The sequence below is a fragment of the Kitasatospora sp. NPDC041988 genome, from assembly GCF_055588525.1.
Genome location: NZ_JBVJCO010000036.1, coordinates 63,542 through 78,622 on the forward strand (window position 1 = coordinate 63,542; position 15,081 = coordinate 78,622).

The 15,081-nt window shown below is 75.1% G+C and carries 8 protein-coding genes; 5 read left to right on the forward strand and 3 right to left on the reverse strand.

What is annotated here, in order from left to right; all coding sequences use genetic code 11:
• Positions 1-34: 34 nt before the first annotated feature.
• Positions 35-2,878, forward strand: coding sequence for an SUKH-4 family immunity protein (locus tag ACZ6NC_RS30030; RefSeq protein WP_465736953.1), 2,844 nt, complete (start codon positions 35-37; stop codon positions 2,876-2,878).
• 265 nt (positions 2,879-3,143) lie between these two features.
• The gene (locus ACZ6NC_RS30035; protein WP_465736955.1) at positions 3,144-4,526 is read left to right on the forward strand and encodes a hypothetical protein; all 1,383 of its coding nucleotides are present in this window, start codon (positions 3,144-3,146) and stop codon (positions 4,524-4,526) included.
• 81 nt (positions 4,527-4,607) lie between these two features.
• Here ACZ6NC_RS30035 and ACZ6NC_RS30040 read toward each other — a convergent pair whose 3' ends face one another.
• Entirely contained in the window at positions 4,608-5,261 is a 654-nt protein-coding gene (locus ACZ6NC_RS30040; RefSeq protein ID WP_465736957.1) for a hypothetical protein, read from the reverse strand.
• Between the two features lie 402 nt (positions 5,262-5,663).
• Between ACZ6NC_RS30040 and ACZ6NC_RS30045 the strand changes: the two genes are divergently transcribed.
• On the forward strand, positions 5,664-6,065 hold the full coding sequence (locus tag ACZ6NC_RS30045) for a beta/gamma crystallin domain-containing protein (protein ID WP_465736959.1): 402 nt from the start codon (positions 5,664-5,666) through the stop codon (positions 6,063-6,065).
• Positions 6,066-6,165: 100 nt separating this feature from the next.
• Here ACZ6NC_RS30045 and ACZ6NC_RS30050 read toward each other — a convergent pair whose 3' ends face one another.
• Positions 6,166-7,479, reverse strand: coding sequence for a nucleotide sugar dehydrogenase (locus tag ACZ6NC_RS30050; RefSeq protein WP_465736961.1), 1,314 nt, complete (start codon positions 7,477-7,479; stop codon positions 6,166-6,168).
• A 670-nt stretch (positions 7,480-8,149) separates the two neighbouring features.
• Here ACZ6NC_RS30050 and mfd point away from each other — a divergent pair.
• Positions 8,150-11,779, forward strand: a complete 3,630-nt coding sequence (gene mfd, locus ACZ6NC_RS30055) for a transcription-repair coupling factor (protein WP_465736963.1) — start codon at positions 8,150-8,152, stop codon at positions 11,777-11,779.
• 121 nt (positions 11,780-11,900) lie between these two features.
• Here the strand turns inward: mfd and ACZ6NC_RS30060 are convergent, their stop codons facing one another.
• Positions 11,901-12,548, reverse strand: coding sequence for a DUF4352 domain-containing protein (locus ACZ6NC_RS30060; protein ID WP_465736965.1), 648 nt, complete (start codon positions 12,546-12,548; stop codon positions 11,901-11,903).
• A 194-nt stretch (positions 12,549-12,742) separates the two neighbouring features.
• On the opposite strand from ACZ6NC_RS30060, the gene ACZ6NC_RS30065 reads away from it, so the two are divergent.
• Positions 12,743-14,962, forward strand: a complete 2,220-nt coding sequence (locus ACZ6NC_RS30065; protein ID WP_465736967.1) for an N-6 DNA methylase — start codon at positions 12,743-12,745, stop codon at positions 14,960-14,962.
• Positions 14,963-15,081: the final 119 nt, after the last annotated feature.

Sequence of the window (15,081 nt, forward strand, 5' to 3'; positions counted from 1 at the left end):
AAGCGGGGATGAAGGGGACAGGGGTGAACCGGGCGTGGTGACGTACGCGCAGGCGCAGGAGCTCGCCGACGAGTGGATCAACGGCGGGGTGCCGCGTTCGCAGCAGCGCGAGGTACGGGTCCGGGAGTTCGACCTGGGCTTCGTCTGCTGGGCGGTCCAGCCCGCCGACGGCTCGGGTGAGCCGGGCGGTGCCGGCGAGGGTTCCGGGTCGGACGAGGCCGGCGGCGTGGGCGGCTCGGCGGGCTCGGGCGGCTCGGGCGGCTCGGCCGGTGAGGCGCGGCTGGTGATCGCCCGGGACTCCGGTGCCAGCACGCTCTGGCCCGCGCTGCCCGTCAACGAGGTGGTCCGGCAGTACGAAGAGGTCTACGGGCGGCCGGTGGCGGCCAACCCCGCCGGGGCGGCGCGGCCCGCACCCGGGCCGGTCGAGGCGACGTCCTTCCTGCTCAGCCCGCCGCAGTGGCTCCAGGAGGCGGGCGCCGCGGCGATCGCGGCTGAGGCCGAGCGGCTGGGGACGCCGGCGCCTGCTCCGGCACCGGCTCCGGCACCGGCTCCGGCTCCGGCTGTTCCCGCTCCTGCTCCCGCTGCTCCGGTGCCGGCCGTCGTGCCTGAGCCCGTGCCGGCTGCCGTGCCTGAGCCCGCGCCTGAGCCCGTTCCGGCGCCGGTGCCGGCGCCCGCGGTGCTGACCACGCCGCCGGTCTCCGAGCGGCCCGCCGGGGACGCGCCGACCATGCTCGCGCCGCCGCCCGGCCACGACGAGCCGGCGTTCCCCGCCCCGCAGCCCGCGCCAGTCGAACCCGTCGCGCCGGCCGCGCCCGCGCCCTCGGCCGGCTCCGCCGGTGTCGAGGCGGCGACCGTGCTGCTGCCCGACGGGCTGCGGACCAACGGCGCCGGCCTGCCCGGCGAGCCCCGGCCCGGCGCCGAGGCGGCCACCGAACTGCTGCCCGTGAGCGACTACGGCATGCCCCCGGCCCCGCCCGCGGGCCCGTCCGTCGAGTACGCGGCGACGATGCTGGCACCGCCGGACGGTCTGCCGGGGCTGGCCGGCCTGCCGGGCGCCCCCGGCCCCGGCGCGCCGCTTCCGGGTACTCCCGCGGTCCCGCCCGCCGGCCCGTCCGTCGAGTACGCGGCGACGATGCTGGCGCCGCCGGACGGTCTGCCCGGGCTGGCCGGTCTGCCCGGTGCGCCCGGCCCCGGCACGCCGGCGCCCGGCCCCGGTGCGCCCGTCGAGTACGCCGCGACCATGCTGGCCTCGCCGGACGGTCTGCCCGGCCTGGCCGGTCTGCCAGGCGCCCCCGGCCCCGGCGCCCCCGCCGCTGACGCGTCGCAGGGTGGGCTCGGCCGCAACGCGGGCGGCGCCCCGCCGCCGCCTCCGCCCGCCGCGCTGCGCGGCGGCGCGTCCGGCCAGTCCGGCGCCCCCGTCTCGCTCGGCCGCAACTCCGGCTCGGCCCCGCCGCCGCCCCCGCCGGGCGGGCTGCGCCACACGCCCGGCTCCGGCACGCCCGTCGCGAGCCCGGGCGGCCGCAACGCGGCCAGCACCCCGCCGCCCCCGCCCCCGGGGGGCCTGCGCGGCGCGGACGCCCCGGCCGGGCCGCCCGCAGCGCCGGCCCCGTCCGCCGGCGCCACGCCCGGCGCCGGGGTGGCGTACGAGCGCACCCAGCTGGCCGGCGCGATCGACCCGGCGCTGCTCGGCGCCGCCCCCGGCGCGCCCGTCGACCCGGGGACGCCGCCGTCCGGCGGTCCGGCCGTCCCGCCGCCGCCCGGTGGCCCGGGCCCCGGCGCGCCCGCGGCCGGCTACGGCTACCCCGGTGCGGCCTCGCCCGCCGCTCCGGCACCGGCGCCCGCCCCGGCGGCCGTCCCGCCGGCGCCCGTCCCCGGCCCGCCGCAGGGCGCCCCGGTGCCGCCCGGCGTGCCCGCCGTCGGCCCGGGCTACTTCGCGGCGCTCAGTTACCGGGGCCCGGACGGCTCCGAGCAGAAGCTGCTGCACCGCAGCGAGCCCGGCACCCCGCACCCGGAGTGGAAGATCCTGCAGGACCTGCGGCGGCTGAACGTCCCGCCGGAGCAGGTGCTGGAGCTCTACACCGAGCTGGAGTCCTGCGACCTCCCGGGCGGCTACTGCAACCGGATGATCGCCGCCTCCTGGCCGAACGTCCGGCTCACCCACACCGCCGACTACGGCCGCGACCACCACTCCCGCCAGGCCGGCATGGCCCAGCTGCTCGACCACCTGGACGAGCTGCACCAGCTGGCCTCCGGCGCCCAGCGGGTCCGCCCGTTCCGGGTGCCGCTGCCCGCGCCGGGGACGGTGCCGCCGCTGCCGCCGATCGCACCGCAGGACCTCGCCCAGGAGCTCGGGCAGGCCTTCGGCCCGAACGTGTTCCGCTTCGAGCAGCGCGCCGTCTCCCGCCAGGGCGTCCCCGAGCCGGTGGCGCAGACCCTGATGTGGGCGGGCCTGCCGCGCGAGTTCGGCCCGTTCTTCTGGGCCCAGGCCCAGGAGGGCCGCCCGATCCCGACGCTCGCCGAGCTGGCCGCCGAGCGCGGCCTGTCCGGCGGCCCGGACTTCGGCGGCTACCTCGTGCTCGGCAACGACTACGGCCGCCAGCTCTGTGTGCAGTACGGCACAGCGCACGTGGTCGCGGTGGACATGGACGGAACCGGAGAGCCGCCTCGGTTCGTCAACAGCGGTGTACCGGAGTTCGTCCGCGCCCTGGCCCTGCTGGGCCGGATGTGGCGGCTGCGGTACGGGCTGACGCCGGACCAGGCCGGTCGCTGGACGACCGACTTCCAGTCTCAGCTCGCCGCGATCGACCCGGCGGCCCTGCAGTCGGCGGACACCTGGTGGGCCGTCCTGCTGGAGCAGTTCTGGGACGGCCTGTTGTAGCAGGTCGTCCCGGATCCGCGCAGGTGGAGGGGGTCGTTCCGGTGTCCGGAACGACCCCTTCGACGTGCCGTCGCGGCTCTGCCTCGTTGGGGTTTCGCCCCGATCTGCGCAAAATAGGTCAAGAGGATGGGTCTACTCGTCCGGTCCTCGACACATTCCGATCAGTATTTCGTCGATAGTGAGACGTGGTCCTCGATCGGGTTCCCGATCCGTCCGATCCGTCCGATCATGGGCTCCGCAGCCCGCGACCCGAGGGGAAGAGCCCATGAGCGACGCCGTCCCCCAGTACGGCTTCACCGCTGCCCGGCGCGGTTACGCGCCCGAGCAGGTCGACCGAGCGCTGACCGCTCTCACCGCCCAGCGCGACGAGGCGTGGGAGCGGCTGAGTGTGCTCGGCGCCGGAATCCGGGAGATGGAGCGCCGCCTGGCCAACATCCAACAGGCCGCCGCCGACGCCCCGGAACCCGACTACCAGGTCCTCAGCGAGCAGGCCGCCGGCCTGGCCCGGATGGCCGAGAACGAGTCCCGCGCCGTCCGGGAGGCCGCCGAGCGGTTCGCCGAGGACCTGCGCGACGAGGTCTACGAGGCCGGCCAGGCCCTCGGCCAAGCCGCCAAGGAGTACGCCGCCACCACCCGCGCCGAGTCCGACCAGGCCGCCCGGCGCACCGACGAGCGGACCAGGGCCGAGGCCGAGACGCTCCGGGCCGAGACCGACCGCGAGAGCCGGGCGCTGCGGGACTCCGCCACCGCCCACGCAGCCAAGGTGCGGGTCGCGGCCGCCGAGGCGTCCGAGCAGGCCGAGGCCAAGCTGGCCGAGCTGCGCCGCAAGGCCGACGAGACCTTCGCCGCGGCCGAGGCCAGGGCCGACGCCGAGGACGCCGAGGTCTCGGCGACCGCCGAGCGCCGGCTCAAGGAGGCCGAGCAGCACCGGGAGACGGTGCTCGGCCAGATCAAGCAGTCGGACGCCGAGGCGCAGGCCCGGGCGGACGAGCTGGTCGAGCAGGCCCGCCGCGAGGCCGAGCGGATCAACGCGGCGAGCGAGCGCGAGCAGCACGAGTTCGCGGCCCGGCACGAGACGGTGCAGCAGCACCTGGACCACATCAAGGCCACCCTCGCCTCGCTCACCGGCGCGGCGGTGGGCGCGATCGAGCCCGCCGAGGAGGCCCCGGCACCGCAGGCCCCGGCACTGCAGGCCCCGGCACCGCACGCCCCGGCACCGCAGGCCCCGGCTGCGACGGACGCTCCGGAGGCGTCGGAGGCGGACGAGCCGGCGGTGGACTCGGAGGCGGACACCGGGGAGATCGCGGTGGCCGACCTGCGCAAGGACGTCCCCGTGGGCGGCGGGCGGCCGGCCGACGCGGCCACGACGGTGCTGGCGGTCACCCCGGGCCGGGTGACGCCGGGGCCGGTGGCGCCCGCTGCTCCGGCGGCCGCCCGGCCCGCCACCCCGGCTGTCGCCCCGGCCGGGGCGCCGCCGCGGCCGTCAGCGCCGCCGAGCGGGGCGTCCGCCTCCGCCGACGCCCCCTCCGGTGCCCCGGTGGCGCCGGGTCGGCCGGAGGAGGAGACCCGGATCATCCCGAAGATCGTGATCGTCGACGACGGCGGCGAATACGCCACGCCGAACACGGTCGGCTACAACCGGCGCTGACGGCCGCGAGCCGTGGGCCGCGAGCCGACGGCGGACGGCCGGCGTCCGATGCCTGCCGCCTGACCGGCGGCCGGGCCGCGGTCACGAGCCGTTGCCCGCCAGCAGCTGCGCGAGCTTCGCGTCCTGGGCCCTGACCGCCTCCTTCTGGGCGGTCAGGGCCTCGGCGTTGCGGTCGATCTGCTGCTGCTGGTAGCCGGCCAGGACGGCGAACCAGATCCCGGCCAGGTTGGTCCGGTCCGTGCAGTCCGCGTCGGCGCGGGCCGTCGCGAGTTCGGCGGAGGAGGCCTCCGGGGAGGCCCGGAACCGGCCCGGCAGCGCCGCCGGGTCGTCGGCCTGGAAGCCGGCGGCGGCCATGCAGGCGGACCACTCCGCGGTCGCCGCGGTCACCCGGGTGTCGCGGCCGGTCGCCGCGATCGACTCGTCGAAGAGGCGGCCGACCAGCTCGGTGCCCGGCCCGGACGGCGAGCCGATCCGCTCCGCCGCCTGACGGTCGCAGTCCACCCGGGCGCTGTCGTACGCCTCGCCGGAGCCGGCCGCCGGCCCGGCCGGCCGGGGGAGGGGCCGCTTCGGCGGGTGGAAGCCCTGGACGCCCGCGACCGCCGTCCCGAGGTACCCCCAGGCGCCGGCCGGCAGGGCGGTCGTGTTGTCGGGGGCCTGCGCGGCCTGGAGGCCGTCGCCGTCGAACGCCGTGTACCCGGCCTTCCGCATGCAGGAGACGACCAGCGCATTCCTCACCTGAATCTCTTTCACGGCCACCTGGTCATTGGCCTGATAAGCGGAGAGCGGAAGTCCGGTCATTCCGGCGCGCCCGGATTCCGGTGGTTTCGGTGCACTGATCGCGGGCGGGGTCGGCGAGGATTCTGCCGGACCGCTGTCGGATGAACTGGTACAGCCCGCGGAAAAGGCAGGTAAAGCGGCCGCCAGGGTGATGGCGGCGAATCGTCCCAAATGTGGTGGACGTGCCAACCTTCTGCTCCGATCCTCAAGCGCTGCAAGCTTGTTCGGACCCTAGCGCATTCCGTTTCGGCCCGTTCCGGCATGTGTCGGCGGCGCTCGGCTTGGCCGGAAATCAACTGTTCGGCGACGGAGCCCCATGTAAATCTCTGGAGTCGCAACCGCCGTCGATGGAGGGGTTTCATGATTCACCGCACAAATCCCGCAAATCCTCGCAAGGAACGTCGCACCGGAAATGGCCTGGCCCGCCGGGCCGGCGCGCTCGCCGTCCTCACCGCGGCCGCGGCCGCACTGCTGCCGGCTGCCGGCGCGAACGCGGTGAACCGGGTCGATTGCGGTGACCGCAACGATTACGCGAAGGTCTACAACTACGGCTACAGCGGCCAGCTCTGTTTTGCGAATGACGGCTGGATGGCGGTCCGCATCTACAACGTCGACCGGATCGACGCGGGCAACAACCGGGTCGTCACCTATCTCGGGGGCGGCATGGGCTCCTGGACCGTCTTCAACTGGGAGCAGTACGACTTCAACGGCCACCAGGGCCACCAGGTGATGATGTACGACATCAACCTGTCCCGCTGGTAGCCGGATCAGGTCCGTTACGCGGTGCCGGGCGGGTGCGGACGCCCGGCACCGCGTTCTGCCGTCCGGGGCCGGCGCGCGGTCGGAGCACCCCGACCGACGGTCAGAGCACCTCGACCGACGCGCCGGAGAGCCGGCGGCGGCAGTCCAGCACGTACCGGGCGTGCGCGGTCACCGCGTCGTAGTCGAACTCGTCGTGGTCGGCGAGCAGCACCACCGCGTCCGCCGCCGCCAGCTCCTCCGGGGTCGCCTCGACCCGGCGGACGGCGGCGAACGGGTCGCCGTGCCGGTCCTGCTCGGCGGCCCGCTGGCCGGGGATGACCGGCTCCGGGACGTGCACCCCGACCACCACGTGCGGGTCGGCGGCGCGGACCTCGGCGCCCATCCGGCCCAGCAGCTCGGCGATCCGGGCCGCCGGGGTCTCCCGGGCGTCGCCGGTGTTCTTCTTGTACGCGAGCCCGAGCAGCAGCACCCGGGAGCCCTTCACCGAGCGCTGCCGCTCGTTCAGCGCCTCGCCGAGCCGGCGCACCACGTAGTCGGGCATGTGGCTGTTGACGTCGTTGGCCAGCTCGACGAAGCGGAACGACTGGCCGAGCGCCCGCTCCACCCGCCAGGACAGATAGGAGGGGTCGATCGGCAGGCAGTGCCCGCCGACGCCGGGCCCCGGGGTGAAGCGGAGGTAGCCGAACGGCTTGGTGGAGGCGGCGTCGATCGCCTCCCAGACGTCGATGCCGAGGTCGTGGGCGAACATCGCCAGCTCGTTGACCAGCGCGATGTTCACATGCCGGAAGGTGTTCTCCAGCAGCTTGGTCAGCTCGGCCTCCTTGCAGGAGGAGACCGGCACCGTCCGCTCCACCAGCTGTCCGTAGAAGCCCTCGACCGCCGCCAGCGCCGCCGGGTCGATGCCGGAGACCACCTTCGGGGTGTTCTCCAGCCGCCAGGTCGGGTTGCCCGGGTCGATCCGCTCGGGGCTGTAGCCGAGGTGGAAGTCCCGCCCCGCGGTCAGCCCCGACCCCACCTCCAGCAGCGGCGCGAGCAGCTCCTCGGTGGTGCCCGGATAGGTGGTGGACTCCAGGACGACCGTCGCCCCCGGCCGCAGGTGCTGGGCGAGCAGGGCGGCCGAGGCCTCGATGTACGACAGGTCGGGCACGCCGTCGCGCAGCGGGGTCGGCACGGTGATCACCGCGATGTCGAAGCCCGCCACGTCGGCCGGCTCGGCCGACGGCAGGTACGTTCCGTTCTCCAGCAACGGCCGCAGCCGCTCGGCCGGGATGTCCTCGACGTAGGACTCGCCGACCGCCAGCCGTTTGATCCGGCGCTCGTCCACGTCGTAGCCGACCACCTGGTGTCCCACCTCGGCCGCCCGGACCGCCAGCGGCAGCCCCACGTACCCCTGGCCTGCGATGACAACGCGCATGACGAAGAACCCCCTCCATCGCGACGCCCCCTGGCCCCTCCGGGCGTCTCCACACGGTCTTCACCACAGGGTAGGGAGGGCGGACCGGCCCGGGTGAGCGTTCGCGCAAATGCGGGGTGCGGATGTGCGCAGCGCCGCGAACGAGGACCGCGGACAAGCGCTGCGACGCGGACGGCGAACGCGGACGACGAACGGGTACGGCGAACGGGCGCCGCGAACGAAAGAGGCCGAGACCCGTGGCGCCCTCCAGGAAAGGGCGCCACGGTTCCCGGCGCTTGGGCGGGCGCCCCCACCCAGGGTCGCCCGGCCTCGCACCCCCGACCCCCATCGGGTGTGCGACTGTGCCTCCGCAGCCATCCCCCACGGTTGGGTGCGGCGGGCACATTCACCATGGTGCGCGATCTCCATGGACGGGCAGTGACAGGAGTATGTCCAGTTCGTGGCAGATCGCGGAGGCGCAGTCGCAGCCCGCGGCCGGTGCTTCGTCCTCGTCCGGGTGCGGCGGCGGCCGTCCGCGCGGGCGTGCCCCGGCCGTGCGCCACGTGCGTGTCGGTGCTGCGGCGTAGGCTGGAGACCCCCGGCCGCTCGGCGTGCCGGGCCGTTCGCGTTGCCCCGGCGGGCCTCTGCCGCCCCGGGCAGCACCAGCCACGGGACGAAGAAGAGACTCCAGATGAGCCTGACCGGACTGCTCGATGTCGTCGCGCGGGACGCGGCGCTCGCCGAGGCGATCGAGGCCGCGACCGCCACCGGTGCCGCGGCGGGCGGCCGCCACCACCTGGACCTGGTCGGCCCGCCCGCCGCCAGGCCGTTCGCCATCGCCGCGCTGGCCCGCGCGCTGGCCGGGCAGGCGGCGGGGGAGCGCGGCCGCCCGGTGCTGGCCGTCACGGCGACCGGCCGGGAGGCCGAGGACCTCGCCGCCTCGCTCCGTTCGCTGCTGCCGCCCGACGCGGTCGCCGAGTACCCGGCCTGGGAGACGCTGCCGCACGAGCGGCTCTCGCCGCGCTCGGACACGGTCGGCCGCCGGCTGGCGGTGCTGCGCCGGATCGTGCACCCACGGGCGGACGACCCGGCGGCCGGCCCGGTGCAGGTGATCGTGGCCCCCGTCCGGTCGGTGCTGCAGCCGCAGGTGAAGGGGCTGGCCGAGCTGGAGCCGGTGGCCGTCCGGCGGGGCGAGTCGCACGACCTGGGGGAGATCGCCCGGCGGCTCGCCGCGGCCGCCTACGCCCGGGTCGAACTGGTCGAGAAGCGCGGCGAGTTCGCCGTCCGCGGCGGCATCCTGGACGTCTTCCCGCCGACCGAGGAGCACCCGCTGCGGGTGGAGTTCTGGGGCGACGACGTCGAGGAGATCCGGTACTTCAAGGTCGCCGACCAGCGCTCGCTGGAGATCGCCGAGCACGGCCTCTGGGCGCCGCCCTGTCGCGAGCTGCTGCTGACCGACGAGGTGCGGGCGCGGGCCGCCGAGCTCGCCGCCGGGCACCCGGGGCTGGCGGAGATCCTCGACAAGATCGCCGAGGGCATCGCGGTCGAGGGCATGGAATCGCTGGCGCCCGTCCTGGTCGACGACATGGAGCTGCTGCTGGACGTGCTGCCGCTCGGCTCGGTCACCGTGGTCTGCGACCCCGAGCGGGTCCGCACCCGGGCCGCCGACCTGGTGGCGACCAGCCAGGAGTTCCTGCACGCCTCCTGGGTGGCGGCCGCGGCCGGCGGCGACCGGCCGATCGACCTGGAGGCGATCGACGTCTCCGCCGCCTCGCTGCGCTCGCTCGCCGAGGTGCGCGAGCACGCGGCCGAGATCGGCCTGCCCTGGTGGTCGGTCAGCCCGTTCGCGACCAGCGACGCCTCGGTCAGCACGGTCCTGGAGTTCGACGCCAACACCCTGACGCTGGGCATGCACGCGGTCGAGGCGTACCGGGGCGACACCGCCCGCGCGATCGCCGACGCCAAGGAGCGGCTGGCCGCCGACTGGCGGGTCGTCATGGTGACGGAGGGCCACGGCCCGGCCTCCCGGCTGGCCGAGGTGCTCGGCAACGAGGGCATTCCGGCCCGGCTGGTCGCCGACCTCGCCGAGGCGCCGACCCGGGACGTCGTCTACGTCTCCTGCGGTTCGATCGAGCACGGCTTCGTCGACGAGGCGCTCAAGCTGACCGTCATCACCGAGACCGACCTCTCCGGCCAGAAGTCCTCCACCAAGGACATGCGGCGGATGCCGTCCCGGCGCCGCAACGCGATCGACCCGCTGGCACTGGCGGCCGGCGACTACGTCGTCCACGAGGCGCACGGCGTCGGCCGCTACGTCGAGATGGTGCAGCGCACGGTGCAGGGCGCCACCCGCGAGTACCTGGTGCTGGAGTACGCGCCGGCCAAGCGCGGCCACCCCGGCGACCGGCTCTTCGTGCCGACCGACCAGCTGGACCAGGTCACCAAGTACGTCGGCGGCGAGGCTCCCACGCTGCACCGGCTCGGCGGCGCGGACTGGGCGAAGACCAAGCAGCGGGCCAAGAAGGCGGTCAAGGAGATCGCCGCCGACCTGATCAAGCTGTACTCGGCCCGGATGGCCGCCCCCGGCCACACCTTCGGCCCGGACACCCCATGGCAGCGCGAGCTCGAGGACGCCTTCCCGTACGCGGAGACGCCCGACCAGCTGACCACCATCGCCGAGGTCAAGTCCGACATGGAGAAGTCCGTCCCGATGGACCGGCTGATCTGCGGCGACGTCGGCTACGGCAAGACCGAGATCGCCGTCCGGGCGGCCTTCAAGGCGGTGCAGGACGGCAAGCAGGTGGCCGTGCTGGTGCCGACCACGCTGCTGGTGCAGCAGCACTTCTCCACCTTCGCCGAGCGGTACGCCAACTTCCCGGTGACGGTGAAGGCGCTGTCGCGCTTCCAGACCGACAGCGAGGCGAAGGCCGTGCTGGAGGGGCTCTTCGAGGGCTCGGTGGACGTCGTCATCGGCACCCACCGGCTCTTCTCCGCCGAGACCAGGTTCAAGGACCTCGGCCTGGTCATCGTGGACGAGGAGCAGCGGTTCGGCGTCGAGCACAAGGAGCAGCTGAAGAAGCTGCGGGCCAACGTGGACGTGCTGACCATGTCCGCCACCCCGATCCCGCGCACCCTGGAGATGGCGGTCACCGGCATCCGCGAGATGTCCACCATCACCACCCCGCCGGAGGAGCGGCACCCGGTCCTGACCTTCGTCGGCCCGTACGACGAGAAGCAGATCTCGGCCGCCATCCGGCGTGAACTCCTGCGCGAGGGCCAGGTGTTCTACATCCACAACCGGGTCGAGTCGATCGACAAGGCGGCGGCCCGGCTGAAGGACCTCGTCCCCGAGGCGCGGGTCGCCACCGCCCACGGGCAGATGGGGGAGACGGCGCTGGAGAAGGTCGTCGTCGACTTCTGGGAGAAGGAGTTCGACGTCCTGGTCTCCACCACGATCGTGGAGTCGGGCATCGACATCTCCAACGCCAACACCCTGATCGTCGAGCGCGGCGACACCTTCGGCCTCTCCCAGCTGCACCAGCTGCGCGGCCGGGTCGGCCGTGGCCGCGAGCGCGGGTACGCGTACATGCTGTACCCGCCGGAGAAGCCGCTGACCGAGACGGCGCACGAGCGGCTGGCCACCATCGCCCAGCACACCGAGATGGGCGCCGGTATGTACGTGGCGATGAAGGACCTGGAGATCCGCGGCGCGGGCAACCTGCTCGGCGGCGAGCAGTCCGGGCACATCGCGGGCGTCGGTTTCGACCTCTACATGCGGATGGTCGGCGAGGCGGTGGCCGAGTTCCGGGAGTCGCTGGCCGGCGGCGGCGAGCCGGAGGAGGAGCCGCTGGAGGTCAAGATCGAGCTGCCGGTCGACGCCCACGTGCCGCACGACTACGCCCCGGGCGAGCGGCTGCGGCTCCAGGCGTACCGCTCGATCGCGGCGGTCAACTCCGAGGACGACATCAAGCAGGTCCGGGACGAACTGGTGGACCGGTACGGCAAGCTGCCCGAGCCGGTGGAGAACCTGCTGCTGGTGGCGGCGCTGCGGCTGTACGCGCGGCGCTGCGGGATCTCGGACATCACCTTGCAGGGCTCCAACGTACGGTTCGGGCCGGTCGAGTTGCGGGAGTCGCAGCAGCTGCGGCTGAACCGGCTCTACCCGCGCAGCCAGGTGAAGGTGGCCGCCCAGCAGCTGCTGGTGCCCCGGCCGGCCACCGGCCGGATCGGCGGCAAGCCGCTGGTCGGGCGTGAACTTCTGGGGTGGTGCCGGGAGTTCCTGTCGGCGATGTTCGACGACCTGGCGGGGGCGAAGAAGTAGCGGCGGGGAGGTTCGCCACCCGCTCCGGCGGGTGAGCCCGCCCGCTTCGGCGGGCCTTGCGGCGGTCTCGGGCCATGGTGCCTGAGGCCGCCGTCGTGCGTTCGGCGTGAGCGGCCCCGGGTCAGCCGAGCTTCCACTGGCCGGTCTGCGGGGCGAAGCCGCTGTCGAGGCCGAACTGGGCCTTGTCGAGCTTGACGTCCTTCGGCACCTCGAAGGTGACGAAGCCGAGGGCGCTCTCCCCGGGGGCGATGTTGGCGGGGATCTGGAAGCTCGGGCCCGCCTTGGTGTCGGCGACCGTCGAGCCGAAGGCCTGGCCCTGGGCGTCCAGCAGCTTGGCGCTGTTGCCGGGGACGTCGCTGTACGCCTTCTTGCCGCTCGCCTTGATCCGGAACTGCACCGAGACGAAGCGCTTGCCGTCGGCCGGGTGGGTGAACTCGTCCTCGCCCTCGGCGTTGTCCACCACCTTCACCAGGGTGACGTCGGCGGTGTCGGCCGGGTCGTTGCCCTTGAGCGCGATGGTGTCGCCCAGCTTGGCTGCGGCCTTGGGGGCGTCGGCCGGCTTGGACTCGGCCGGCTTGGACTCGGCGGGCTTGGCGGCGCCGGTGGAGCCGGCGGCGGCCGTGGCGGCCGAGGTCTGCTTCGGCTCGGTGGAGACGGTGGACCCGCCGGTGGAGTTGCAGGCCGTGGCGGTGAGGGCGACGAGCGCGGCGCCCAGCAGCAGGGCGGCGTTGCGGCGAGTGGTGCGGGTGGTGCGGGTGGTGACGGACATGGGGTTTCTCCCGGTTCTCGGTGGTGTGGTGTCGGCGCCCTCTGCGGTGCCGACAGAGAGATCACACCATTCGCTGTGAACCATGTCAACACTCATTCACGAAACCTCTCTGTTCACGTGTGAACTCCGAGCTGGAAGGTGCTGACTATGCTGTGTGGTCACACCCCAGCCCCGCGTGCGCCGAAGGAGCCCCCATGCCGGACCGTCCCGAGGTGACCGCCGTCGAGATCGCCCGGCTGGCCGGGGTCGGACGGGCCGCCGTCAGCAACTGGCGCCGCCGCCACGCCGACTTCCCCCGCCCGGTCGGCGGCACCGACAGCAGCCCGACCTTCGCACTCGACGAGGTGGCCGGCTGGCTCCGCGACCAGGGCAAGATCGCCGAACTACCGCTGCTGGAACGCGTCTGGCAGCTGCTGGAGACCCTCCGCGACCCCGCCGGCCACCCCGCCGCGCCGCTCGTCCAGGCCGGCAGCGTCCTCCTGCTGCTGCACCGCGAGCCCGGCCGCTGGCCCGCCCTCGCCGCCGAACCCGACACCCGGCTCGCCACCGCCCTGCCCCGGGCGCTCGCCGACACCGCCGTCCGGACCTTCGGCGACGGCGCCGCCGGCCTCCGCCTCCCCGGCCTGCTCGGCTCCACTCAGCTGGACCTCGCCCGCCTGCTCGCCGAACTCGCCTCCGCCGCCGGCGCCCCGGGCGCGTACGAGCAACTGCTCACCCGGTACGCCGAGGCCAACACCCGCCAGCTCAGCCCCACCCCGCCCGAGGCCGCCGACCTGCTCGCCGCCGTCGCCGGCGTCCCCGCCACCGTGCTCGACCCGGCCGCCGGCCTCGGCGCCCTGCTGCTCGCGCTCCCGCCCACCACCGGCCGCTACGGCCAGGACGCCGACGAGGTCACCGCCGCGCTCGCCTGTCTGCGGCTCGCCCTGCACACGCCCGCCGCCGACCCCGGGCCGCTCCCGGCCGAGGTCCGCGCCGGCGACGCCCTGCGCGCCGACGGCTACCCCGGCGACACCTTCGAGGCCGTGCTCTGCCAGCCGCCCTACAACGAACGGGACTGGGGCCACGACGAGTTGCAGTTCGACACGCGCTGGCCGGGCGGCCTCGTCCCACCGCGCGGCGAGTCCGAACTCGCCTGGGTACTGCACTGCCTCGCCCACACCCGCCCCGGCGGCCTCGCCGCGCTGCTGCTGCCGCCGACCGTCGCCACCCGCCGGGCCGGGCGCCGCGTCCGCGCCGAACTGCTGCGCTCCGGCGCCCTGCGGGCCGTCGTCGCCCTGCCGGCCGGCGCCGCCCCGCCGTACGGGGTGCCGCTCCACCTGTGGGTGCTGCGCGCGCCCCGGCCTGGCGACGACTTCCGCCAGGTGCTGCTGCTCGACGCGTCGTCGGCGTCGCCAGCCGCTTCGTCGTCCGGCTCGGAGCCAGGGGAGGGCGGGCGCGACAAGGTCCACTGGGCCGAGTTGCGCCGGACCGTCCTGGACGCCTGGCGGGCCTTCGACCTCGCCGCCCGCGAAGGCCTGCCGCTGCCGGAGGACCGGCCGGGCGTCCACCGGGCGATGGCCGCGATCGACCTGCTCGACGACGAGACCGACCTCTCGCCCACCCGGCACGTCCCGCCCGCCTCACCGGTCGGCGGCGCCGCCGAACTCTCCCACCTGAGCGGACGGTTGAGCGAGCTGCTGGGCGGGCTCGCGGACCCGGGCTCGCTGCTGCCCGAGCCGGCCGTCGCCGGGGCGGGCGCGTCCGGCGGGGTTGCTTCCGTTGCCGCGGGGGCCCCGGCAGCGGGGGGCCCGGTCTCCCAGGCTTCCCCGGTGGTGACGGTGGGGGAGCTGGTCCGCGGTGGGGTGCTGGAGGTTTACTCCTCCGGCTCCGGCGCGCCGGCCCGCCCGGCCGGCGCCGACCCGGCCGGTACTCCCGTGCTGACGGATCAGGACCTCGTCGCGGGCAACCCGCCCAGCGCCGTCCTCGACCCGGCGGGCCCGGCCGGTTCGGCGGGCGCCGCCGGCGACGTCCGGATCCGCCCCGGTGACGTCCTCGTCCCCGCCCTCGGCGGCGGCGTGGCCAGGGTCGTGGAGCCCGGCAGCCCGCTCGCCGGCGCCGCACTCGGCCGCCAACTCCACCTCCTGCGCCCCGACCCGGCCGCGCTCGACCCCGACTTCCTGGCCGGCCAGTTCCGCTCCACCGCCTCCACCCGCCGGGCCGCCAGCCACGCCTCCACCACCGCCCGCCTCGACATCCGCCGCGTCGAACTCCCCCGCCTCCCGCTCGCCGAACAGCGCGCGCTCGGCGCGGCCTTCGCCCGTCTCGCCACCTTCGACACCAGCCTCCAGCAGGCCGCCGCCCTCGCCCGCACCCTCACCCAGGCCCTCACCGACGCCCTCGCGACCGGCACCATCCGTCCGCCGGACCGCCCCTGACCTCCCGTCGGCACCGGCAGCGGCCGGCCCCTGCCCCTCCGGTCCGAGAGCCGGGAAGCCCTCCGGTGTGCCGGCGGTGGGCGGTACGGTGTGCGGGGTTCGTCCGTACCGCGGCCGGC

Coding starts and splice junctions, on each gene's coding strand:
- ACZ6NC_RS30035 (WP_465736955.1), top strand. CDS start 3,144: ATGAGCGACGCCGTCCCCCAGTACGGCTTCACCGCTGCCCGGCGCGGT.
- ACZ6NC_RS30045 (WP_465736959.1), top strand. CDS start 5,664: ATGATTCACCGCACAAATCCCGCAAATCCTCGCAAGGAACGTCGCACC.
- ACZ6NC_RS30050 (WP_465736961.1), bottom strand. CDS start 7,479: ATGCGCGTTGTCATCGCAGGCCAGGGGTACGTGGGGCTGCCGCTGGCG.
- mfd (WP_465736963.1), top strand. CDS start 8,150: ATGAGCCTGACCGGACTGCTCGATGTCGTCGCGCGGGACGCGGCGCTC.
- ACZ6NC_RS30060 (WP_465736965.1), bottom strand. CDS start 12,548: ATGTCCGTCACCACCCGCACCACCCGCACCACTCGCCGCAACGCCGCC.
- ACZ6NC_RS30065 (WP_465736967.1), top strand. CDS start 12,743: ATGCCGGACCGTCCCGAGGTGACCGCCGTCGAGATCGCCCGGCTGGCC.